Genomic DNA, 22,242 nt, shown 5'->3' with positions numbered 1-22,242 from the left:
AGACTCATGAATGTGCCGGTGACACGACGGAATGCCGTCCTCGGCATTACCGGCGCGGCCACATCGCTCGTCGTACCGTCGTTCCTGCACGCGCAATCGGCGGGCCGCATCGTCGTGGTCGGCGGCGGCTTCGGCGGCGCCGCCTGCGCACGGGCGCTCAAACGCGCCGATGCGAGATTGCAGATCACGTTGATAGAGCCGAACAAGACCTTCATCTCCTGCCCGCTCAGCAACGCCGTGATTGCAGGCCTGCGGGAGATGGAGGCGCAGCATTTCGGCTATGACAAGCTTGCCGCCGACGGAATCGCCGTCGTCGCACAGGCTGCAACGGGCATCGACACGCAAAAGCGTAGCGTGACGACGGCCGATGGATCTGCGTTTGGCTATGACCGTCTCGTGCTATCGCCCGGCATCGACTTCCATCTCGAAGCCCTGCCCGGCTATGACGACGCCGCATCGGAAAGGATGCCGCACGCCTGGAAGGCCGGCGCACAGACCCTTTTGCTGCGCAGGCAATTGGAGGCGATGGCCGACGGCGGCACGGTCGCCATTGCAATCCCGGCCAATCCCTCGCGCTGCCCGCCTGCGCCTTACGAACGCGCCAGCCTGATCGCGCATTACCTGAAGACGAACAAGCCGCGCTCGAAAGTGCTGATCCTCGACGCCAAGGACAGTTTCTCCCAGCAGCGGCTGTTCGAAACGGCCTGGAAGGAGCTTTATGGCGACATGATCGAGCGCATTGCGCTGTCGCAAGGCGGCCGCATGACTTCGGTTGATCCGGCGACCATGACCATCGTCACCGAGTTCGGCAACTACACGCCCGACGTCGCCAATGTCATCCCGCCGCAACGTGCGGGACGCATCGCCGAGATCGCGGGTGCTAACGATGCGACCGGCTGGTGCCCGATCGATCCCGTGTCCTTTGAATCAAAGCTCGCCCGGAACGTCCACATCGTCGGCGATGCATGCCTCGGCGGTGGCATTCCCAAATCGGCGTCGGCCGCAAGCGGACAAGGCAAGGCCTGCGCCGCCGCGATCGTCGCTTTGCTCGCGGGCCGAGCGCCGGAGGCACCACGGCTCACGGGCGTCTGCTACAACACCGTCGCCCCCGGTTACGGTTTTTCACTCGCCGGCAACTACCAGCCAAAGGGCGACATCTTCGCCGAGGTCGAGGGCGGCGCGACCAGCCCGGTCGATGCACCGCGCGAACTGCGGGCACGCGAGGCCGCGGAGACGGAGCGCTGGTTCGAAACCATCACGGCGGACACCTTTGGCTAGAGCAATGATGGGATCAGGCTGTCGCCATGCACGCAGTGCGCTCCCTTCCCCGCCTGCGGGGGAGGGTTTGGAAGAGGGTGTCACCACTCGCGAGAACCTCCCAGAGCAAAGAGCCCTCACCCGCGTCTTCGGCGCGGCCTCTCCCGCAAGCGGGAGAGGTAAGAGGAGCCCGCGGCTCGATCTCTCGTCTCACGCCCCTGTCGCTGCGCTGTTGGCCCTCAGTCTTGCACTTGCCACGAGCGCGACGGCGGACACGCTTGCGCCCTACAAAATCGTCGGCGACGGCATTCCGGCCTCGCTCACCGGCTCGCCCGGTGATGCCGCCCGCGGGCGCGCACTGGTACTCGCGCGCACGACGACCTGCATCCTCTGTCATTCCGGGCCGTTTCCGGAGACGCGGTTCCAGGGAGACCTCGCGCCCGACCTCGCCGGCGCCGGGAACCGATGGACAGTGAGCCAGTTGCGGCTTCGACTGGTCGATGCGTCGCGTTTCAACGCACAGACCATCATGCCGTCCTATTATCGCAACGACGGCCTCGCGCGAGTCGGACGAAATTTCGCCGGCAAGCCGATCTTGTCGGCCACGGAGATCGAGGACATCGTGGCTTTTCTTGCAACGCTTCGGGACTAATTCATGCCAACCACGCGACGACAATTCCTGAACCTCGCCGGAGGCGTGACGGTCGCCGGGACCATCCCGATCGCGACGCTGCGACCGCTCGACGCCACGCCGGCCATGCTCACCACCGCGATCCGCAATGTCGTCGGCGAAGCGCAATTGCGCACCGGCAAGGTCAAGCTCGACATTCCGCCGCTGGTCGAAAACGGCAACACCGTGCCGATGACGGTCAGCGTCGCAAGCCCCATGACCGCGGATGACCACGTCAAGAGCATCCACGTTTTCAACGAGAAGAACCCGCAGCCGAACATCGGCAATTTCTATTTCGGTCCCTTCGCCGGCCGTCCCCAGGTCTCGACCCGAATCCGGCTCGCCGACACCCAGAAGGTGGTCGCGATCGCCCGCCTCTCCGACGACACTTTCTGGCAGGTTGCCGCAGAGGTCGTCGTGACGCTGGCCGCCTGCACCGAGGAGATGAACTGATGCCCGCGCTCATCAACGTTCCCGCAAAGGCCAAACGCGGCGACGTCATCGAGATCCGCACGCTGACCTCGCACATCATGGAGACCGGCTTCCGCCACACCGTGGACGGCAAGCTCGTGCCGCGCGACATCATCACGAGCTTTACCTGCCGCTACAACGGCGCCGAGGTTTTTCGCGCCGATCTGTTTCCGGCAATCGCGGCCAATCCTTATTTGTCGTTCTTCACGACCGCCAGGGAGAGCGGCAAGTTCGAATTCGAATGGATCGGCGACAACGGCTTTTCGTCCACCGCGTCGGCATCGATCATTGTCGAATGAGCGTTTGGCGCGCGATAGCAGCGGCAGCGTTGTTCTCCGCGGCGCCTGGCCTGCTCGCCGGTGAACTCCCGCCCGAGGCGCGCCGGTCCGGTTATTCGTTCATGGGGCTAGAGACGCGCGCCATGCAGGATGACGACACGGCCAATCCGGGCATGCTGTTCGTGCTCGACGGCGAGGCGCTGTGGGGAAAGAAGACCGGCAATGCCGAGAAGGCCTGCGCGGATTGCCATGGCGATGCGCGCAGCAGCATGAAGGGCGTCGCCGCGCGCTACCCCGCCATCGACAAGGCGCTGGCGCGCCCGGTCACGCTCGACCAGCGCGTCAATCTGTGCCGCACCAATCACCAGCAGGCTACGCCTCTGCCTTACGAAAGCCGGGACCTCCTGGCGCTGTCCGCTTTCGTCGCCCATCAATCGCGCGGCGCTCCGATCACTCCCGGCGATGATCCGGACCTCAAGCCCTACGTGGACCAGGGCCGTGACCTCTTCATGCAGCGCGAGGGGCAGCTCAACCTCGCCTGCACCAATTGCCACGACGACAATTTCGACAAGCGCCTCGCGGGCGCGCCGATCACGCAAGGACAGCCGACCGGCTATCCGATTTACCGGCTGGAATGGCAGACGCTGGGATCGCTGGAGCGGCGCTTACGCAGTTGCATGAGCGGCGTGCGCGCCCAGGCCTATGATTACGGCTCGCCCGAGCTGGTTGCGCTCGAGCTCTATCTGATGTCGCGGGCGCATGGCCTGCCGATGGAGACGCCGGCGGTGCGGCCCTGAACGAGAACGGCTGGGATCACCCAGCCGTTCCGCAAGGAGCTTGACCTCGTTGACTACTCCGCCGGCGCGGCCGACATCTCCGTATGCGCGGCATAGTGTTCGCTGGCGCCGAGCTTGCTGGCCGCGAAAAGTCCGGCAGCCATCACGGCATAGGCCAGCGCGACAGCGGGCGTCACGCCAAATCCGCCGCCGATGCCGACGGCCTCGCCGTGCATGAAGCCGAAATAGGTCAGGACCGCACCGACCAACGCGAAGGCCGATGCCTTCTCGAAGTCACGCTCGATGATGAAGACACCGATCGCTCCCAGGATGAGGCCACCGAGGATGGAGCCGCCGCCCATCACCTCCAACCCGTGGTAGAACACACCCTGCTGCGGCAGCGCCGCGATCGCGGCGGCCTTGACCGCGTCCGCCTTGTCGGCAGCGAGCCCTCCGACAGTTGTCGCCGCCATCATGGTCGAGCCCAGCATGGTGTCGATCTGCAGCTTGGCCCAGGCGGCGAGATGCGGCGTCAGCGCCAGCACAACCGCGGGCGCGTGCTTGACCGGCGTGGTCTGGAACGCCTGCGCGCCGATCAGCATGCCGATATAGAGCAGGATCGGCGAAATCGCGACGACAGGCACCAGCGCCAGCAGCACCGAGATGATGCCGAACCAGGACAGCAGGACGACCATGACCCCGGTCGCGGCCGAATAGCCGATCCGACCGCCCATGGCCTTCCAGCCGGGATGGCCGATATAAACCGCGTTGATGAAGGGATTGCCCATCAGGCAGCCGATCAGGCTAACGACACCGTCGGCCGTGAGCACCCGCGTGGTCGGATATTCGTCGCCGGCGGCTTCCGCGCTCTCGACATTGTCCATGGCCTCGACGAGGTCGTAGATGCCGAACGGAATGGCGGTGACGAGAATGATGCCGAGGAATTCGAAGCCGGAGAAGACGTAGCCCAAGGCGGGAATCGGCACCGAGAAGCCGAAGTTTGCGAAGGCGTCACCAACGCCCTTGATGCTCAGCCCGCCGAGACCGAGGCCGAACAGGTTCGAGCCCCAGGCGATGACCATGCCGACGGCGATCGCAACGAGGCCGGCCGGAATGCCGCGCCAATACTTCACGCCACCGAACCAGCTCACCAGGATAATGGCGAAGCAGACGAGACCGATCTGCGGCGTCATGTACATCTCCAGCGCCGGCCGCATCGAGATGAAGGTGACGGAGACGCCGGCGAGCGTGCCGAGCAGCGCCGCCCGCGGCGTGATCTTGCGGATGAACGGCGCGATGAAGCCGCCGATCATGAGAATGAAGCTCTGGAAGAACACCCAGACCAAGCCGGCCGACCAACCCTTGAGGGGGTCACCGGTCTTGATCGTGATCGGCAGCATGATCACGAAGGTGACGATGAACATGTGCGGCACGCTGACGCCTGACGGCAACGCGCAAACGTCGCTGCGGCCGGTCTTCTGCGCCAGACGATAGGCGAGGTACGCATAGTAGAAGGTGGAGAGACACATCATCAGCCCAAGCGCGGGCAGGATGCGACCGAACACAAGGCTGTCCGGCATCTTCAAGACGAAGCGCAGCAAGCCCGTGAGCACCAGCATGTTGACGAGAATGTTGGTGCCGAAGCCGAAAAACGCATTCCAGTCGCCCGAGGTCCATAGTGCCGGCTTGAACCCGGACCGATCGATTTCAGATTTGCCGGCCATCCCCGTCAATGCGCTCATGATACTGCCCCTATGTTGTCGAAATCCTCATTGCTTCCAACACTGCGGCGGAGTCCGTAACCCAGCCGAAGATGCCGCCCTGGGCCTTGATCATCTTCAGGCCCATCTCGTGAAACTCGGGAAAGTAGGACGCGCAACCGTCCGACATGACGACGCAGCGATAGCCGCGGTCGTTGGCCTCGCGCACCGTGGTGTTGACGCACACTTCGGTGGTGACGCCGCACACCAGCAGGTTCTCGATGCCGTATTTCTCCAGCACGTCAGTTAGCTCGGTGGCGTAGAACGCGCCCTTGCCGGGCTTGTCGATCACGATTTCGCTGTCGAGCGGATAGAGCTCGGGAATGATGTCGTGACCGGCCTCGCCGCGAATGAGAATGCGGCCCATCGGGCCGGGATCGCCGATACGCAAGGACGGCGCGCCGCGCTCGACTTTCGCCGACGGCGCATCGGAGAGATCGGGCAGATGGCCCTCGCGGGTGTGGATCACCAGCATGCCGGTGTCGCGCGCCGCCTGCAGCACGGCACCGATCGGCTTCACCGCGCGCGCAAGCTGGCTGACATCGTTGCCGAGAGTCTCGCCGAACCCCCCGGGCTCCATGAAGTCGCGCTGCATGTCGATGATCAGGAGCGCGGTGGCGGGCCAGTCGAGCGTGATCGGCTCAGGCTCGGCGCTGATGACACCCAATGTCGGCTTGCTCGAACTCAGCATGACGCCCGCCCCTCGCGAGAACTGCGCCGGGAGTTCTGCAAGCGGCGTGCCATTGTGTACAATTGCGGTGGAGCGTGGGCGGCGAGAGAATTCGCTGCATGCTCAGAAACTTACGCCGGCGACCGATACCTGCTTATTCCCTGTGCGACGGCTTTGCGACGTGCATCTGCTCAAAGGATGAGCGGCAATCCGCGGTCATTCCGGGGCGACGCTTGAGCGTCGAACCCGGAAATCCATCCGGCCGCAGAACGTGAGGCGAAATGGATTCCGGCCTCGCGCTACGCGCCCCGAAATGACCGCAGAGTGTGATGCTACCGCCCCGCCCCATACAGCTGCCGATACTCGTTCTCATACGGCGCGTAGGAATCCTTCAGCGTCGCCATGTTCAGCAGCATGGTCGCCACCAACGCGCCCGCCTTGTCGAACACGCGCGTCCTGGCCCAGGCGCTTTCGGTACGGCGGCTGCCGGAGAGCGCGACCACCTCGCGCTCGACCTCGTAGTCCTCGTCGACGAAGAGCGGCCCCTTCACCAGCCTGATTTCCTGATCGGCGAACAGGCCGACGGCCGGTCCCTTGGCCGGCAGCGGATCGTCCTTGGAGCGGTACTGGAACAGCACGCTCAGCATCTCCATCGGAATGATTGGCTTGCGCCACGGATTGTCGGCGCCGGAATAATATGGCGAGCCCTCGGTGATCACGGCGAGCTTCTGCCGGAGGGTGAATGGATAGAGATCGCCCATGTTCTGGTCGAAGGCCATGCGGACCGACTGCCGCCTTCCGGTGTGGGCCACCTTCACGTCGCGCAGGATCACGGGATCGGTGAGCGGCTTGAGCTCGGCAAGACGCGTCTCGAGCGCGGTCGCTGCGTGCGGCTCTCCGACCGAGGCGGTGCCGCGCAGCACCTCGGTGCCGTCGCGCTTGAGCATTTGGACCTGGCACTGGCTTGTGCCGGGTAGCGGCTTCGACAGGATCGCCTGCACCTCCTCGCCTTCGTAGCAGACGCTGCGGTAATGCGCGGAGAGACACCCCGTCTCGAACCAGTCGCGTCCCCAGAGCCGTTCGCCGAGCGGCGCGAACTGGCTGAAATGGGTCGGCCCCTCGATGGTGCCACCCTTGAAGCCAAGCTTCTGCGCGGTGGCGTCGTCATGGATGGAGGCGTGCGCGTCGTAGGTTTGCGCCTGAAGCATCTGGCGCGGCCCACGCCACGGCCCGATCAGGGCCTCGGCCGTCTCCGTGATCTCGGTGTCGAATGCGTTTGCCATCATGGTTCTCTCCACAGGCAGCCATGACTAGCAGGACCGCCACGGATGCGGCCAGCGATATTGACTTCGCTGGCGCATGCTTTTGACTGTCACAATTCGCGTCGCGCAGCCGCAATCCCTCCCGCAGCGCAAACCCCACGCTCGAACGTAAACCGAGGACTTCCGAAATGACGCTGTTGCAGGTCGAGCTGGACGATAAATACCGGCTCGAATCGAAGCGGATATTCCTGTCCGGCACCCAGGCCCTGGTCCGCCTGCCCATGTTGCAGCGCGAACGAGACCGGCTTCAGGGGCTCAACACCGGCGGCTTCATCTCGGGCTATCGCGGTTCCCCGCTTGGCATGTACGACCACGCGCTGTGGCGCGCGAAGTCGCACCTTCAGCAGCACGACATCGCCTTCGTCCCCGGACTGAACGAGGACCTTGCGGCGACCGCCGTCTGGGGCAGCCAGCAGGTCGGCCTGTTTCCCGGAGCCAAGGTCGATGGCGTGTTCGGCATCTGGTACGGCAAGGGGCCCGGCGTCGACCGTTCGGTCGATGCGCTCAAGCATGCCAATGCGGCCGGCACCTCCCTCAATGGCGGCGTGCTGGCGCTGGCCGGCGACGATCATGGCTGCCAGTCCTCGACGCTGGCTCATCAGAGCGAGCAGGTGTTCGCGGCGGCGCTGATTCCCGTGATCAATCCGGCGACGCTGCAGGACTATCTCGATCTCGGCCTCTACGGCTTCGCCCTATCACGTTTCTCCGGCTGCTGGGTCGGCTTCAAGGCGATCAGCGAGACCGTGGAAAGCTCGGCCTCGATCGACAGCGACCCAGAGCGTATCAAGATCGTGCTGCCCGACGATTTCGAGATGCCGCCCGGCGGCCTCAACATCCGCTGGCCGGATCCGCCGCTGGACGCGGAGAGGCGCCTGTTCGGCCCGAAGATGGCCGCAGTGCAGGCCTTCGCCCGCGCCAACCAGCTCGACCGCATCGTACTCGATTCAAAGCCGGCGAGGCTCGGCATCGTCGCAACCGGCAAGGCCTATCTCGACCTCCGCCAGGCGATCGCCGACTTAGGCATCACCGACAAGGACGCGCAGGATCTGGGCCTTCGCATCTACAAGATCGCGATGACCTGGCCGCTGGAGGAGAGCGGTGCGAAACGTTTCGCCGAAGGTCTTCAGGACGTGCTGGTGGTCGAGGAGAAGCGCGGCTTCATCGAAGACCAGTTGATGCGCATCCTCTACAATATCGATGCGTCAAGGCGCCCGACCGTCACCGGCAAGCGTGACGAGCGCGGCGCGCCGCTGCTGCCGAGCGAGGGGGAGCTGACGCCGACGATCGTTGCCTCCGCCCTCGTCGCACGACTGCGCAAGCTCGGTCATCACAGCCCGGTACTTGAGCAGCGGCTGGCGCGGCTCGAGGCTTTCGACAATCCCGTCACCACCAGCGCGCCGATCAAGCTCGCGCGCACGCCGTTCTTCTGCTCGGGCTGTCCGCACAACACGTCGACGCGCGTGCCGGAGGGCAGCCGCGCCATGGCCGGCATCGGCTGCCACGGCATGGCCCTGAGCATGCCCACCCGCCGCACCGATCTGATCTCGCATATGGGCGCCGAGGGCGCGAACTGGATCGGCCAGTCTCCCTTCACGACCGAGACCCACATCTTCCAGAATCTCGGCGACGGGACTTATACTCATTCCGGTCTCCTGGCACTGCGCGCCGCCTCCGCCGCCGGCATCAACATCACCTACAAGATCCTCTACAACGATGCCGTCGCGATGACCGGCGGCCAGCCGGCCGAAGGCGCCTTCAACGTCGCGCAGATCGCACATCAGGTCTGGGCCGAGGGCGTCAAGCGGCTCGCGATCGTCTCGGACGATCCGAGCAAATACCCCAAAGGCAACTACTTCCCGCAAGGCGCGACCATCCATCATCGCCGCGAACTCGATGCCGTGCAGCGCGAGCTGCGCGATATCAAGGGTCTCACGGCCATCATCTACGACCAGACCTGCGCCGCGGAAAAGCGCCGCCGCCGCAAGCGCGGGCTCTATCCCGATCCCGCCAAGCGCGCCTTCATCAACGAACTGGTCTGCGAAGGCTGCGGCGATTGCTCGCAGGCCTCCAATTGCGTCTCGGTGCAGCCGCTGGAGACCGAGTTCGGCCGCAAGCGCCAGATCGACCAGTCGAACTGCAACAAGGACTTTTCCTGCGTCGAGGGCTTCTGCCCGAGCTTCGTCACCGTGCATGGCGGCACGCTCAAACGCATGAAGACCTCAGGGGTCGATTCCGGCCAGCTATTCGCCGACCTGCCGCTGCCGCCGGCACGCGAGCTGGACGGCCCCTACAACATTCTCGTCACCGGCATCGGCGGTACCGGCGTCATCACCATCGGCGCGCTGCTCGGCATGGCCGCCCATGTCGACGGCCGCGGCTGCTCGGCGCTCGACTTCACCGGCCTGTCGCAGAAGAACGGCGCAGTGATGAGCCACGTCCGCATCGCGCCGAAGCCCGAGGACATCTCCGCGGTCCGCATCACCACCGGCGGCGCCGACGTCATCCTCGGCTGCGACATGATCGTCTCGGCCGGCCCCTCCGCACTCAGCCGCGCCGAGCGCGGCGTGACGAAGGCCTACGTCAACGCCGATTTGCAGCCGACCGCGAGCTTCGTGCAGAATCCCGATCTCGACTTCGAGATGGGCACGATGCAGACCGTGCTGCGCGACGCGGTCGGCAACCAGAACCTCGACATCATCGATGCGACGGGCATTGCTTCAGCGCTGATGGGCGATTCCATCGCGACCAATCCCTTCATGCTCGGCTTCGCCTTCCAGAAGGGCGCGATCCCGCTGTCGCTGGACGCCCTGCTCCGCGCCATCGAGATCAACGGCGCCGCGATCGAGATGAACAAGCTCGCCTTCACCTGGGGCCGTCTCGCCGCCCACGACATGTCGCGCGTGCGCAGCGTGCTCCAATTCAAGAGCCGGGCATCGGCACCGACGAAGTCGCTCGACGATATCATCGCGACCCGCGCCGAATTCCTGTCCGGCTATCAGGACAAGGCCTACGCCGACCGCTACCTCGCGGCCGTTGCCAAGGTGCGCAAGGCCGAGACATCGGCCTCGCCCGCGTCCACGGAGCTGACCGAGGCTATCGCGAAAAACCTGTTCAAGCTGATGTCCTACAAGGACGAATACGAGGTCGCCCGGCTTTATACCGAGGGCAGCTTTGCCAAGAAGGTGTCAGAAAAGTTCGACGGGGACTTCACGCTGAAGTACCATCTCGCTCCGCCGATCTTCGCGAAACGCGACAAGGCGACCGGACGTCTCCGGAAGCAGGAGTTCGGCGGCTGGATGATCCACGCCTTCCGCGTGCTGGCCCGGCTAAAATTTCTGCGTGGCGGCGCGTTCGATCCGTTCGGCCGCACAGAGGAGCGCCGGACCGAGCGCAAGCTGGTCGGCGACTATCTTGGGATGATCGACCAGCGGATCGTAGGGCTGCAAGCGGCGCAGATTCCGCTGCTGACGCGGCTGGCCCGCGTGCCCGAGACGATCCGCGGCTTCGGCCACGTCAAGGAAGCCAACATCAACCTGGCGGCGGCTGAGAAGGCGCGGCTGGAGGCCGAACTGGAGAACAGCCGCTTTGCGGCGGCGGCGGAATAGCAATTGAGATGAGAGCTCCCTCCACGCGTCATTGCGAGGAGCCCTTGCGACGAAGCAATCCAGAGTCCCTCCGCGGAGGCAGCCTGGATTGCTTCGCTGCGCTCGCAATGACGGAGATTGTGGATACGGCGGAGAAATCGCCTAAGCAGACGCCTTCGCGGCACTCGACGACGCTGCCACCGCCGCCCCCTCCGCCAGATGCCGGCCTGCGATATACCCGAACGTCAGCGCCGGACCGAGCATGATCCCCGGTCCCGGACAGTTTCCGTTCATGATCGAGCCCATGTCGTTGCCGCAGGCATAGAGGCCGGCAACCGGCGTGCCGTCCTCGCGCAGCACGCGGGCCAGCGCATCGACCTTCATGCCGATCGCGGTGCCGAGGTCCGCCGGATGGATACGCATCGCGAAGAACGGCGCGCGGGTGATCGGCGCGACGCAGGGGTTGGGCTTGTGCCTGATATCGCCGAGGTGGCGCTGGTAGACGGTGCTGCCGCGGCCGAATTCGCCGTCGCGGCCCTCCTTTGCATCGGCGTTGTAGCTCGCGATCGTCGCCGTGAGAGTGGACGGCTTGACGCCGATCCTGGTTGCGAGCTCTACGATATCAGGAGCCTCGATCAACTCGCCGCTCGCCACAAAACGCCGATAGCGGCGCGTGAACGGCTTGATGCGACCGAGGCCGTAAGCCCACAGGAACGCGCGGTCGCAGATCAGGTAGAACGGCAGGGTCGGCTCGCGATTGCCATCACGGAGCATGGCGAGAACGAATTCGTGGTACGACAGCGCCTCGTTGACGAAACGCCGGCCCGCGGCATTGACCGCGATCACGCCGGGCTTGGCGCGGTCGGTCGCCATATGCGGGTACACGCCGCGGCTGCCGTCGGCGCGGAGGAACAGCGAGGCCGGCGCCCAATAGGCCGGGCTGGTCGCGTCCGCGTTGAGGGCGGCGCCGACTGTGGCCGCAAGCCGAAGTCCGTCGCCCCTCGCTGATGAGTTCGTCGCCGAAACAAATCCGGCTGCCGCCGGGAAGAAACGCTTGCGCAACACGGCGTCGTGCGAGAAGCCGCCGGTCGCGAGAACCACCCCGCGACGCGCTGCAATCGGGCGGTCGCGGGAGCCATGACAGATCACCACCCCCGCGACACGATCGCCCTGCATCGACAGGTCTTCCACGTCGGCGCCGAAGAGAATCTCAACCCGCCGCGCCAGCAGCGACGCGTACAGCCGCCCAGCAAGCGCATTGCCGAGATGCAGCGTCGTGCCGCGCTGGCTGCGCAGCCGCTGCAACGCATATTCGGAAACCAGCCGTGCCGCGCGCAGGGTCGGACGCAGCGATCTTCCAGCCTTCCGCAGGTGTGGAATGTCGATCGGGTTGACCATCATCCCGCCCAACAATGTGAACTCCGGCAGCGGTGGCCGCAATCGCGCAAAAGCCTTGCCGAGCCGCGCACCATCGAACGCGATCGGCTCAAGCACGCGGCCGCCCGCGGTCGCTCCCAGCCGTTCCGGATAATAGTCCGGACAGGCCTTCACCGGCTGGAGCCGCAATTCGGTGTTGGCTTCGAGCCAGGCGACCGCCTCCGGCCCGCGCGTGAGGAAGGCGGCGCGCAGGCCGGCATTGGCGGGCTCTGGCACCGTGCTCGACAAATATTGAACGGCATCAGCGACGCTGTCGGAGAGCCCTGCCTCCTTCATCTTGGCATTGGCGGGGATCCAGACCATCCCGCCGGACCAGGCGGTGGTGCCGCCGACGAACGCGGTCTTCTCGATCACCAGCACGCGCAGGCCTTCGGCAGCGGCCACGGCCGCCGCCGTCATGCCACCGGCACCGGCGCCGATGACAATGACGTCGTAGGTCTCATGCGCCGGCATCATGCGGCAAGGCTCGACAGGCGAGGCATGACACCGTCATACCCTGCCGCGACCGTGGAACGCTCTATTTTTTGCACATGATCTTAACGGAAAACCGTTTCGGACTTTTCCGGATCATGTGCTGCGTCGCGGCTTGCGCTCGATCGGGTCGATCTCGATCGCCCGCAGTCGGCCGAGCCGCAGCACGTCCATGGCAAGCCGCCGGCCGATCCGGTCGCGTTCGAGCACACGGATCAGATCGTCGACGCCGTTGATCTCGACGCCGTCGAGCCTGATCACGACGTCGCCGGGCAACAGGCCGGCATTGGCCGCCGGACCGTCCGGCTCGATCTGCGCGAGCAGCGCGCCCATCTTGTTGTCGATGCCGGCCAGCACGGCATGCCGTCGCGGGATCGGTGCGGTCTGCCCGGCGACGCCGATATAGGCGCGGCGAACATAGCCGTGGCGGATGATCTCCGACAGCACGAATTGCGCGGTGTTGCTGGCGACTGCGAAGCAGATGCCTTGGGCGCCGTTGATGATGGCCGTGTTGATGCCGATCACCTCGGCATTCGAGGACAGCAGCGGGCCGCCGGAATTACCAGGGTTGAGCGCGGCATCGGTCTGGATCACGTCCTCGATGGTGCGACCACTGACCGAGCGGATCGAACGTCCGAGCGCCGAGACCACGCCAGCCGTGACGGTCGATTCGAAGCCGAGCGGGTTGCCGATCGCGATCACGAGCTGGCCGCGCCGCAAGGTCTTGGAGTTGCCGAGCGCGGCATAGGGCAAATGGCGCACGCCGTCAGCGCGCAGCAGCGCAAGATCGGTGTCAGGATCAACGCCGAGCACCTGCGCCTCGCCCACGTGGCCCTCGACGTCCCGCAGCCGGATCTCCCTGGAAGAGCCGACCACATGGCTGTTGGTGAGAACGAGTCCGTCCGGCGAGATCACGATGCCGGAGCCGAGCCCGCCGCGCTCGCGTCTATCAGGCACTTTCGGCCCGGTCTCCACCCGCACGACAGCAGGTCCGACGCGGTCGGTCACGTCGATCACGGCATTGGAATAGGCGTCCAGCAAGACCCGATCATCGGCCGGCACAGACGCTGTCGTTCGCGATGACGAAGCGTCATCGACGATATCTGAGGTGAAATCCAGCATGGCAAAAGTCCTTGGAGGCTCACACAGATGGTGGCCTGCTCCCTGCCGCGCAAGGTGCGCATCTTGCGCGCAGGGCTGGACTGCCCAGATGGCTAGGGCGCCCGCCTCAGCGAGCCGCCTCTTGCCTTGACCGGGTCGAGCAGGGACCAGTCTCCATCCGGGAGCACATGGCCCTTGGGGAACGGCGCGCGCAGCTCGATCCCGAGCGAACCCAGCACGCGGTCGTCGCGGTAGTAGCATTGCAGCACGACGCGCACGAGCGTCACCGCGGCGGCACCGCCACTCTTGCGGAACTCCTGGGCCACCGCATCGCGTCTCGTGGCATCGAGCTCGGCCAGCGGCGCGCCGGCGAGCCGCGCCAGATGATCCAGCGCCGCCGCCACCAATTTGGTGTCGCGGCCGAGCGTTGCGAGCATGTCGGCCTGGATCGCGGGATCGTCGGCTCCGGGCACCTTGTACTCGTCGCTGGCCGGAACGATCAACGCGGCTATGGTGCGCAGATCGTCGCGCTGCCTGCCTGTCAGTTGGTTGTCTGCGGACATCACAGCCTCAATCGAACAAATTGGCGAGGCGCTGCTTCATCTGATCGGCGATGTAGAGCGCGAGGGCCTGGATGGTCGAGGTCGGGTTGACCCCGCCCGAGGTGACAAAGATGCTGCCATCGACGATGAACAGATTCTTCACGTCGTGCGTGCGGCCCCATTCGTTGACGACGGAGCGTTCGGGGTCGGCGCCCATCCGCGCGGTGCCGAGCAGATGCCAGCCGCCCCAGGGGATCGGCGAGTTGACGCAGATGTCGGTCGCACCTGCGGTCTCGAGAATCTCTCGGCCGCGCGCGAGCGCATAATCCATCATCCTTTGACTGTTCTCGCTGATCGTGTAGTCGATCTTCGGCGCGGGAATGCCGTGGCTGTCCTTCAGCACCGGATCGAGCGTGACGCGATTGTGCTCCTCCGGCAGGTCCTCGCAGATCGCGGAGAATCCCAAGCGATGACCGTTGAGCTTGCGGAAGACGCGGTGATGATCTTCGCCCCATGGCAGAATGCCCTTCTGCTCGCTGACGACGGCCTCGAACACCGGCCCGGCCCCGCGCACGAACTGGACGCCGAAGCCCCGGACGAAGCCGCGCGAGAGATCCGTGTCATACCATTCCTTGCTCCACAGGCAGGTCGGCGGCGCGCGGTTGCTGTCGGTCGGCTCCTTCACATAGCCGTAGATCTGCGCATAAGGGTGGAACATCAGGTTCTTGCCGACGAGTCCGGACGAATTTGCCAGCCCGTTCGGAAAGCGGCCTGAGGCCGAGTTCAAGAGCAGCCGCGGCGTGCCGACGCCGTTGCAGGCGATGATGACGACATGCGCGGGCTGGAACTGCTCGACGCCGTCCTTGTCGTAATAGACCACGCCCGAAGCCATGCCGTTCTCGTCGGTGGTGATCTCGCGCACCCGGCAATGTGTGCGCAGCTCGACGCCCGCGCGGATCGCATGCGGCCAATAGGTAATGTCAGTGGACGACTTTGCCCCTTGCGCGCAGGCCGGCGTGCAATGGCCGAGATTGATACAGCGCGCGCGGCCCTCATAGTCCATCGTCGCGACCGTGGTGTCGGACGGCCACCAGTGCCAGCCGAGCTTGTTCATGGCCTTGCCGATGATGGCGCCGGACAGTCCGAGCGGCTGCTGCGGCATCGGCGGATGCGTCAGCGGCGAGAGCGGATCGCCTGACAGGCCGGATGTGCCCATCATGCGGTCGTTCTCTTCGAAAAACGGGGTCAGCGCGTCATAGTCGATCGGCCAGTCGTCGGCGACGCCGTCGAGCGTCTTCACCTTGAAGTCGGAGGGATGCAGCCGCGGCCAGTGCGCGGTGCACATCACCGTGGAGCCGCCGACCGCATTGTAGTTGACGACCTTGATCGGCGAATTGTCGTCGTTAACGGGATAGTCCTCGGGCCGGCCACGCACGTTGGGGCTGGACGACCATTCGCCGTAGAATTTCGCCTCCCAGTCGCGGCCCGTGCTGGGATATTCCGCCGGGTTCATCCAGCCGCCCTGCTCCAGGCAGAGGATGTGCATCTTGGTCTCGGCCAGCGACCACGCTACCGCAGCGCCCGAAGCGCCGGCGCCGATGATCAGGACGTCCACGGGGTCTTTCATCGAAACCTTTTCCTCCCGCCCTCGCCGCTTTCCGGGCGATTCGGCCTGCAGGGTTCGCAAGGCCTGCGAACGATAGGATCAGAGCGGGCGGGGAGTAAAGCCGCGAGGCCGGAATGTCGCACTTCGCGGGGTGCAGACCATTGGTATCGCCACGTCCGAATGCTAGGAACAGGCGCCGAGCCATCCATAGCGAGACCGTATGTCCTTCCGAAATGTCTTTGCCGCAGCCCGCGCTTTTGCGCTCGTTGGGTTTTTCGTCTTGTCCGGATTCCTGGCCTCCTCCGAGCCGGCTTCCGCGCTGACTGGGGCCGCGACGGCCCGCGACGGCAACTCCATCCAGCTTGGCGACGCCACCTATCGGCTCGACGGCGTCGACGCGCCCGAGCTGGATCAGGTCTGTATCGACGATCACGCCGATCCCTGGACCTGCGGCATCGAGGCCCGCGACCAGTTGACCAAGCTGATCGGCAAGCGGACGGTGCGCTGTGACGATGTCGGGCCGGAGAAGAGTTTTGGCAAGCGGCACCGGGCGATCTGCACGGCCGAGGGCGACAAATCGACTTTGAACGAACAGCTGATCAAGCTCGGCTTTGCCGTCGCGCGGGAGCCGATCAAGGCGAACGTCAAGCCGGTTGCGGCCGAAGCCAAGACAGCCGCCGTCGGGATCTGGAAGGGTTGCTTTGTTGCGCCGCAAGACTTCCGCGCCGGCAAGAAGGACGGCGCGCTGCTGGGCGCTGCCTGCCGCCAAGACCGAGACAAGGAAATCCGCGCCGTGCTGTTCCCTGAGGAACTGACGATGCCGCCGAGCTGCAGCATCAAGGGCAAGCTTGCGGTGCGCGCGCGCGTCACCGGCAATATCGGCATCTATCACCTGCGGGGCTGCCCGAGCTACCCGGCGACGACCAAGCCGGACCGCTGGTTCTGCTCCGAGGACGACGCCCAGGCAGCCGGCTTTCGCAAGGCCTACAACTGCCGCCGGCCAAAGTGAGAAAATCGTTCACGCATCCGTGAGTGGTAGTCCGGGTCCGTATTGATCCGGAATTGAACTTCATCGGGAGTTGCCGCATTTGTATGCGTACGCAAGCGCTTGCGCATGCGTTCCTTGGCAGCAATCCGGCTCCGGCCCGATTGCCTTGCTTGGGCGTTTCCTCCCTAGACTTGGGCCGCTTGTCATCACAAGCGGCTCTTCTTTTTTGTGCGTCGCTCCAGAACCGAGCCCGTCATGCCCGGGCGCGTCAGTGCAGCCGCATGATGTGGTCCATCGGCGCCATGTTGGCATTCAGATTAGCCATGATCCAGACGCTGCCTCCGATCACGAGGAAAACGACGAAAAGGCCGAAGGCGAGCGCCAGCACGTTGTTGGTGTTGTCGGGGCCGGTGGTGATGTGCAGAAAGAACACCAAATGCACCCCCATCTGCGCGATCGCGAGCACGATCAGCGCGACGGGGATGGAGGGTTGCCAGACGAGATCCGTACCCGCGATGAAGAACGACGTCGCTGTGAGCAGCAACGCCAGGACGAGGCCGACGACATAGCCGAGGATGCGGGTGCCGATGCTGTGCTGCTCTTCCTCGCCTGGCGCGAGGTCATGGTCGGTGCGCACGTGGGTCTGATCGCTCATACGCCACTCCCAAGCAAGTAAACGACGGAGAACACCGCCACCCAGATGATGTCGAGCGCGTGCCAGAACAGCGCAAAGCACAGCATCCGGCGCAGGATGTCGGCTCGAAAGCCCTTTGCGAAGACCTGGGCCATCATGGTGAGCAGCCACAGCACACCGGCGGAAACGTGCAGACCGTGGCAGCCAACCAGCGAGAAGAACGCAGTCAGGAACGCGCTGCGCGACGGGCCGTAGCCGCGCCCGATGAGATCGGCGAACTCGCGGAATTCGAGGACGAGAAAGATCAACCCGAGCACACAGGTCGCGGTCATGCTGAGATAGAACCAGAACCGGTTGCGCACATCGGCGGCGATGCTGGCCATGCCGCAGGTGAAGCTCGACAAGAGCAGGCAGACGGTCTCGATCGCGACGTATCTCGGCTCGAATATCTCCGAACCCTTCGGGCCGCCCGCGGTCTGGTCGACCAGCACCGCGTAGGTTGCGAAGAAACAGGAGAACATCACGATGTCGGAGAGCAGGAAAATCCAGAAGCCGTAAGCGGTCACGATCCGCTTCGGCGCCGGTCCGGGATGCTCGATGACAACGCCGATGTGATGGGGATCGGCATGCGCGTGGCCGGCCGTCGCGGTCATCGCCATCAGACTGCTCCCGCCATGCTGTGGAGGTCACGCCGCTGCTCGATATTGACTCGGTCTATCGCCGCGACCTCCGCTGCCGGAATGACGTACTCGTCATGATCCCGCCAGGCGAACACGACGAAGGTCGCCCACGCTCCCAAGCCGCCGAGGATCACCATCCACCAGATGTGCCAGATCAACGCAAAGCCCATGATGGTGGCGAAGAAAGCACAGACGAAGCCGGTCGGGGAATTCCGGGGCATCTCGATGTCCTGATACTCCGGCCGGTCAGCATCGAGCGATTGCTCTTTGGCAAGGGCCTTCATCTCCCAATAGGCATCCTCGCCTCGCACGTCGGGATTGAACGCGAAATTGAACACCGGCGGCGGCGATGAGGTCGCCCATTCCAGCGAGCGCCCGTCCCAGGGATCGCCGGTACGATCGCGCAAGGCCTCGCGGTTGCGGATGCTGACGACGAGCTGCACGACCTGACAGATCACGCCGATTGTCAGCACGGCCACGCCGACCGCCGCAACGATCATCCAGGGCCGCCACGCCGCGACGTCGTAATGCTGCATCCGCCGCGTCATGCCGAGCAAGCCGACGACGTAGAGCGGCATGAAGGTGATGAAAAAGCCGACGAAGGTGAACCAGAATCCGGCCTTTCCCCAGCGTTCGTCGAGGCGGAAACCGAATGCTTTCGGAAACCAGTATTCGAGGCCCGCGAAGACGCCGAACAGCACGCCGCCGATGATGACGTTGTGGAAATGCGCCACCAGGAACATGCTGTTGTGGAGGATGAAGTCGGCCGGCGGCACCGCGAGCAGCACCCCCGTCAATCCGCCGATGATGAACGTCACCATGAACCCGATCGCCCACAGCATCGGCGTCGCAAAGCGGATGCGGCCGCCATACATCGTGAACAGCCAATTGTAGATCTTCACGCCTGTCGGCACTGCGATGATCATGCTGGCGATGCCGAAGATGGCGTTGACGTTTGGCCCCGCCCCCATCGTGAAGAAGTGATGCAGCCAGACCATGAAGGAGATGACGCAGATCGCCATGGTGGCGAGCACCATCGAGCGATAGCCGAACAGCGCCTTGCCGGAGAAGGTCGAGACCACCTCGGAGAAGATACCGAAGGCGGGCAGCACCAGGATGTAGACCTCCGGATGCCCCCAGGCCCAGATCAGGTTCATGAACATCATGACGTTGCCGCCGGCCTCGTTGGTGAAGAAATGGAAGCCGAGGTAGCGGTCGAGCAAGAGCATCGCCAACGTGGCGGTGAGGATCGGAAAGGCCGCGACGATGAGAAGGTTCGAGGCCAGCGTGGTCCAGCAGAACATCGGCATGCGCAGATAATTCATGCCTCTGGTGCGCAGCTTCAGCACCGTCGTGACCAGATTGATGCCAGCCACCAGCGTCCCGACGCCGGAGATTTGAAGCGACCAGGCGTAATAGTCGACGCCGACGCCGGGCGAGTAGGACAGTCCCGACAGCGGCGGAAAGGCGAGCCAGCCGGTGCGGGCGAACTCGCCGACCACGAGCGAGATATTGACCAGCAGCGCGCCCGTCGCCGTCAGCCAGAAGCCGACCGAATTCAGCGTCGGGAACGCGACGTCGCGCACGCCGAGCTGCAGCGGCACGATCAGGTTCATCAGTCCGATCACGAACGGCATCGCCACGAAGAAGATCATGATGGTGCCGTGCGCCGAGAAGATCTGGTTGTAGTGCTCGGGCGGCAGATAGCCCTGCGACTGGTAGGCGACGGCCTGCTGGATCCGCATCATGATGGCGTCGCTGCCGCCGCGCAGCAGCATCACGGAGGCCAGCAGCACATACATGACGCCGATGCGCTTGTGATCGACGCTGGTGATCCATTCGTTCCAGAGATAGGGCAGATGCCCCTTCACCACGACCCAGGCCAGCACGCCCAGGATTGCGACCAGCACCACCGCGCCTGCGATGAGCGGTATCGGTTGATCGAATGGAATGGCCGACCAGTCGAGCTTACCGAGCATCGTGGCCTCCGCTGTGCGGACGGCCGGCATCGGAGATCAACTCCGGCCCGGGCCCCGGTGGAATGTGCTGCGTCGCGATCAGGTCGAACAGGCGCGGGTCTTCGAGACGATAAGTCGGCCTGCCCTTCTCGATGCCCTGCTGCATCAATTTCTTGTAGCTGTCCTCATTCAGCACGGCGTCAGACTTCGCCGTGGCTGCGACCCAATCGGGGAACGCGAGCGGCGAGATCACGTTGACGTCGAACATCATGTCCGGAAAACCGTCGCCCGAGAAATGCGCCGACAATCCCTGCAGCTTGCCTTCGTTGTCGGCGCGCAGGTTCAGCCTCGTCACCATGCCGTTCATAGTGTAGATCATGCTGCCGAGCTGCGGGATGAAGAACGTGTTCATCACGCTCGATGACGTCAGCTGGAAATTCAGCTCGGCACCGGCCGGCACCGTCAGCGAGTTGACGGTGGCGATGCGCTGATCCGGATAGATGAACAGCCATTTCCAGTCGAGCGAGACAGCCTGGATACGCACCGGGCTGCCGGTGCCCGGCACGGGCGCGGCGGGATCGAGCTGGTGCGAGCCGATCCAGGCGACGCCGCCGAGCAGGATGACGGTGAGCGCCGGAATAGCCCACACCACCATCTCGATACGGCCGGAATAGACGAAGTCGGGCTGGTAGCGCGCCCTTGTATTGGAAGCGCGAAACCAGAACGCAAAGGCCAATATCGCGAAAATGGTCGGCACCACGATCACGAGCATGATGAAGACGGAGTCGACCAGGATGGTGCTGTTGGCCGCAGCTACGGGTCCTTGCGGATCGAGCAGATTCATCGGCAAGCTACTGGCGGTTGGGAAGCCCCGGGACACAGCCTAGCGCGGGAAAGGCTCCGCAACAAACGCGGCGACTTCGGAACGGTTCCTGAACCACTGGGGCCGGAGACGCAGGGCGGACCGGCTGCATTATGCAATTCCACGTGATGTCAATGACATGGACGCAGGAGCGGCGCCCTTCTCGCCGCTGGGGGCCGTTGCTAGTCTGCACGAAATCAACGGGATGAACATGACAAGAGCCGGGGAGTGAAATGAGATGCGCTTGAAGGACAAGGTTGGGATCGTCGTCGGAGCTGGCCAGAGCCCCGGCGAAGGGATGGGCAACGGCCGCGCCACCGCGCTGACCTTCGCGCGCGAAGGCGCGAGGGTCTTGTGCGTCGATCATCATCTGGAGTCGGCAGAGGAAACGGTTGCGATGATCACCGCAAAGCAAGGAACGGCCGCGACCTTCAAAGCCGATGTGACCAAAACGGCCGACATCAAGGCAATGGTGGCGGACGCGCAGTCGCGCTGGGGCCGCATCGACGTGCTGCACAACAATGTCGGCGTCAGCCTGTCCGGCGGCGATGCGGAGCTGCTTCAACTGACCGAAGAGGCGTTCGACCGCGTGGTCGCCATCAATCTCAAGAGCTGCATTCTCGCGGCAAAAGAAGTTGTCCCGATCATGCGGACGCAGCGCAGTGGCGCCATCATCAACATCTCCTCGATGGCCGCGATTACGACCTATCCTTACGTCGCTTACAAGGCGACGAAATCGGCGATGATTGCGTTTACCGAACAGCTCGCCTACCAGAACGCCGAATACGGCATCCGGGCCAACGTCATCCTGCCCGGCCTGATGAACACGCCGATGGCGGTCGATACCCGTGCCCGCGAATGGTCCAAGACCCGCGCCGAGGTCGAAGCCGAACGAGACAGCAAGGTGCCGCTGCGCAAGAAAATGGGTACCGGATGGGATGTCGCCAATGCCGCACTATTCCTGGCGTCGGACGAAGCGGGCTTCATCACCGGCGTGACGCTGCCGGTGGACGGCGGGGCGAGCGTGAGGCGGGGGTAGGCCGAGACGAACTCAGTGCCCCTTCCCGTCTCCCCTTGTGGAAGAAGGTGGCGTGCGCCGAATGAGGGGTCTGGCTCCGCGCGTCCCGGTGCGCATGAAGACGGGAGAGGGACCCTGCCCCCAGTCTGCAAATCAA

The 22,242-nt window shown here is 64.5% G+C and carries 19 protein-coding genes; 8 read left to right on the top strand and 11 right to left on the bottom strand.

All coding sequences use genetic code 11. The features are described 5' to 3' along the window. Positions 1 to 6 precede the first annotated feature (6 nt). From ACFDR6_RS19895 to soxA, 5 genes are all read left to right on the top strand, one after another. Positions 7 to 1,278: an FCSD flavin-binding domain-containing protein gene (locus ACFDR6_RS19895; RefSeq protein WP_375859241.1), complete on the top strand. Its 1,272-nt coding sequence runs from the start codon at positions 7 to 9 to the stop codon at positions 1,276 to 1,278. Between the two features lie 211 nt (positions 1,279 to 1,489). Then, positions 1,490 to 1,909 (top strand): sulfur oxidation c-type cytochrome SoxX, encoded by a 420-nt coding sequence (soxX, locus tag ACFDR6_RS19890; RefSeq protein WP_249153031.1) that lies wholly within the window; start codon positions 1,490 to 1,492, stop codon positions 1,907 to 1,909. A 3-nt stretch (positions 1,910 to 1,912) separates the two neighbouring features. Beyond that, the gene (locus ACFDR6_RS19885) at positions 1,913 to 2,380 is read left to right on the top strand and encodes a SoxY-related AACIE arm protein (protein WP_212081025.1); all 468 of its coding nucleotides are present in this window, start codon (positions 1,913 to 1,915) and stop codon (positions 2,378 to 2,380) included. Continuing rightward, entirely contained in the window at positions 2,380 to 2,697 is a 318-nt protein-coding gene (gene soxZ / locus ACFDR6_RS19880; protein WP_212081024.1) for a thiosulfate oxidation carrier complex protein SoxZ, read from the top strand. The genes ACFDR6_RS19885 and soxZ overlap by 1 nt, the downstream gene beginning before the upstream one ends. After that, entirely contained in the window at positions 2,694 to 3,473 is a 780-nt protein-coding gene (gene soxA, locus ACFDR6_RS19875; RefSeq protein WP_212081023.1) for a sulfur oxidation c-type cytochrome SoxA, read from the top strand. The genes soxZ and soxA overlap by 4 nt, the downstream gene beginning before the upstream one ends. Before the next feature lie 53 nt (positions 3,474 to 3,526). Here the strand turns inward: soxA and ACFDR6_RS19870 are convergent, their stop codons facing one another. From ACFDR6_RS19870 to ACFDR6_RS19860, 3 genes are all read right to left on the bottom strand, one after another. Continuing rightward, the gene (locus ACFDR6_RS19870; RefSeq protein ID WP_212081022.1) at positions 3,527 to 5,194 is read right to left on the bottom strand and encodes a regulator; all 1,668 of its coding nucleotides are present in this window, start codon (positions 5,192 to 5,194) and stop codon (positions 3,527 to 3,529) included. A 10-nt stretch (positions 5,195 to 5,204) separates the two neighbouring features. Then, complete coding sequence (locus ACFDR6_RS19865; protein WP_375859240.1) at positions 5,205 to 5,903, bottom strand: cysteine hydrolase family protein; 699 nt, start codon at positions 5,901 to 5,903, stop codon at positions 5,205 to 5,207. Positions 5,904 to 6,214: 311 nt separating this feature from the next. Continuing rightward, positions 6,215 to 7,168, bottom strand: coding sequence for a hypothetical protein (locus ACFDR6_RS19860; protein ID WP_212081020.1), 954 nt, complete (start codon positions 7,166 to 7,168; stop codon positions 6,215 to 6,217). 164 nt (positions 7,169 to 7,332) lie between these two features. On the opposite strand from ACFDR6_RS19860, the gene ACFDR6_RS19855 reads away from it, so the two are divergent. After that, on the top strand, positions 7,333 to 10,809 hold the full coding sequence (locus ACFDR6_RS19855; protein WP_375859239.1) for an indolepyruvate ferredoxin oxidoreductase family protein: 3,477 nt from the start codon (positions 7,333 to 7,335) through the stop codon (positions 10,807 to 10,809). 141 nt (positions 10,810 to 10,950) lie between these two features. On the opposite strand, the gene ACFDR6_RS19850 is transcribed toward ACFDR6_RS19855, so the two are convergent. The 4 genes from ACFDR6_RS19850 to ACFDR6_RS19835 form a co-directional block, all read right to left on the bottom strand. After that, entirely contained in the window at positions 10,951 to 12,681 is a 1,731-nt protein-coding gene (locus ACFDR6_RS19850; RefSeq protein WP_375859238.1) for an FAD-dependent oxidoreductase, read from the bottom strand. A 111-nt stretch (positions 12,682 to 12,792) separates the two neighbouring features. After that, positions 12,793 to 13,818 carry a S1C family serine protease gene (locus ACFDR6_RS19845; RefSeq protein ID WP_375859237.1) on the bottom strand — a complete coding sequence of 342 codons (1,026 nt, stop codon included), beginning with the start codon at positions 13,816 to 13,818 and terminating at the stop codon, positions 12,793 to 12,795. Positions 13,819 to 13,910: 92 nt separating this feature from the next. Beyond that, on the bottom strand, positions 13,911 to 14,360 hold the full coding sequence (locus ACFDR6_RS19840; protein WP_317240566.1) for a hypothetical protein: 450 nt from the start codon (positions 14,358 to 14,360) through the stop codon (positions 13,911 to 13,913). Between the two features lie 7 nt (positions 14,361 to 14,367). Then, a complete protein-coding gene (locus ACFDR6_RS19835; RefSeq protein WP_375859236.1) occupies positions 14,368 to 15,966 on the bottom strand; it encodes a GMC family oxidoreductase in 1,599 nt (532 codons plus the stop codon). 199 nt (positions 15,967 to 16,165) lie between these two features. On the opposite strand from ACFDR6_RS19835, the gene ACFDR6_RS19830 reads away from it, so the two are divergent. Beyond that, on the top strand, positions 16,166 to 16,954 hold the full coding sequence (locus ACFDR6_RS19830) for a thermonuclease family protein (RefSeq protein WP_375859235.1): 789 nt from the start codon (positions 16,166 to 16,168) through the stop codon (positions 16,952 to 16,954). Between the two features lie 247 nt (positions 16,955 to 17,201). Here the strand turns inward: ACFDR6_RS19830 and cyoD are convergent, their stop codons facing one another. From cyoD to ACFDR6_RS19810, 4 genes are read right to left on the bottom strand one after another with little or no spacing between them, the layout of a single operon-like run. After that, entirely contained in the window at positions 17,202 to 17,588 is a 387-nt protein-coding gene (cyoD, locus tag ACFDR6_RS19825) for a cytochrome o ubiquinol oxidase subunit IV (protein ID WP_375859234.1), read from the bottom strand. Continuing rightward, positions 17,585 to 18,226 carry a cytochrome (ubi)quinol oxidase subunit III gene (locus ACFDR6_RS19820; protein ID WP_375859233.1) on the bottom strand — a complete coding sequence of 214 codons (642 nt, stop codon included), beginning with the start codon at positions 18,224 to 18,226 and terminating at the stop codon, positions 17,585 to 17,587. The genes cyoD and ACFDR6_RS19820 overlap by 4 nt, the downstream gene beginning before the upstream one ends. Next, entirely contained in the window at positions 18,226 to 20,226 is a 2,001-nt protein-coding gene (gene cyoB, locus ACFDR6_RS19815) for a cytochrome o ubiquinol oxidase subunit I (protein WP_375859232.1), read from the bottom strand. The genes ACFDR6_RS19820 and cyoB overlap by 1 nt, the downstream gene beginning before the upstream one ends. Beyond that, a complete protein-coding gene (locus ACFDR6_RS19810; RefSeq protein ID WP_375859231.1) occupies positions 20,216 to 21,049 on the bottom strand; it encodes a cytochrome ubiquinol oxidase subunit II family protein in 834 nt (277 codons plus the stop codon). The genes cyoB and ACFDR6_RS19810 overlap by 11 nt, the downstream gene beginning before the upstream one ends. A 256-nt stretch (positions 21,050 to 21,305) precedes the next feature. Here ACFDR6_RS19810 and ACFDR6_RS19805 point away from each other — a divergent pair, with 256 nt between their 5' ends. Then, the gene (locus ACFDR6_RS19805) at positions 21,306 to 22,106 is read left to right on the top strand and encodes an SDR family NAD(P)-dependent oxidoreductase (RefSeq protein ID WP_375859229.1); all 801 of its coding nucleotides are present in this window, start codon (positions 21,306 to 21,308) and stop codon (positions 22,104 to 22,106) included. Positions 22,107 to 22,242 lie beyond the last annotated feature (136 nt).

This window comes from Bradyrhizobium tunisiense, assembly GCF_042263385.1.
Lineage (GTDB): Bacteria > Pseudomonadota > Alphaproteobacteria > Rhizobiales > Xanthobacteraceae > Bradyrhizobium > Bradyrhizobium tunisiense.
This window is presented reverse-complemented; position numbering and strand designations above follow the sequence as displayed.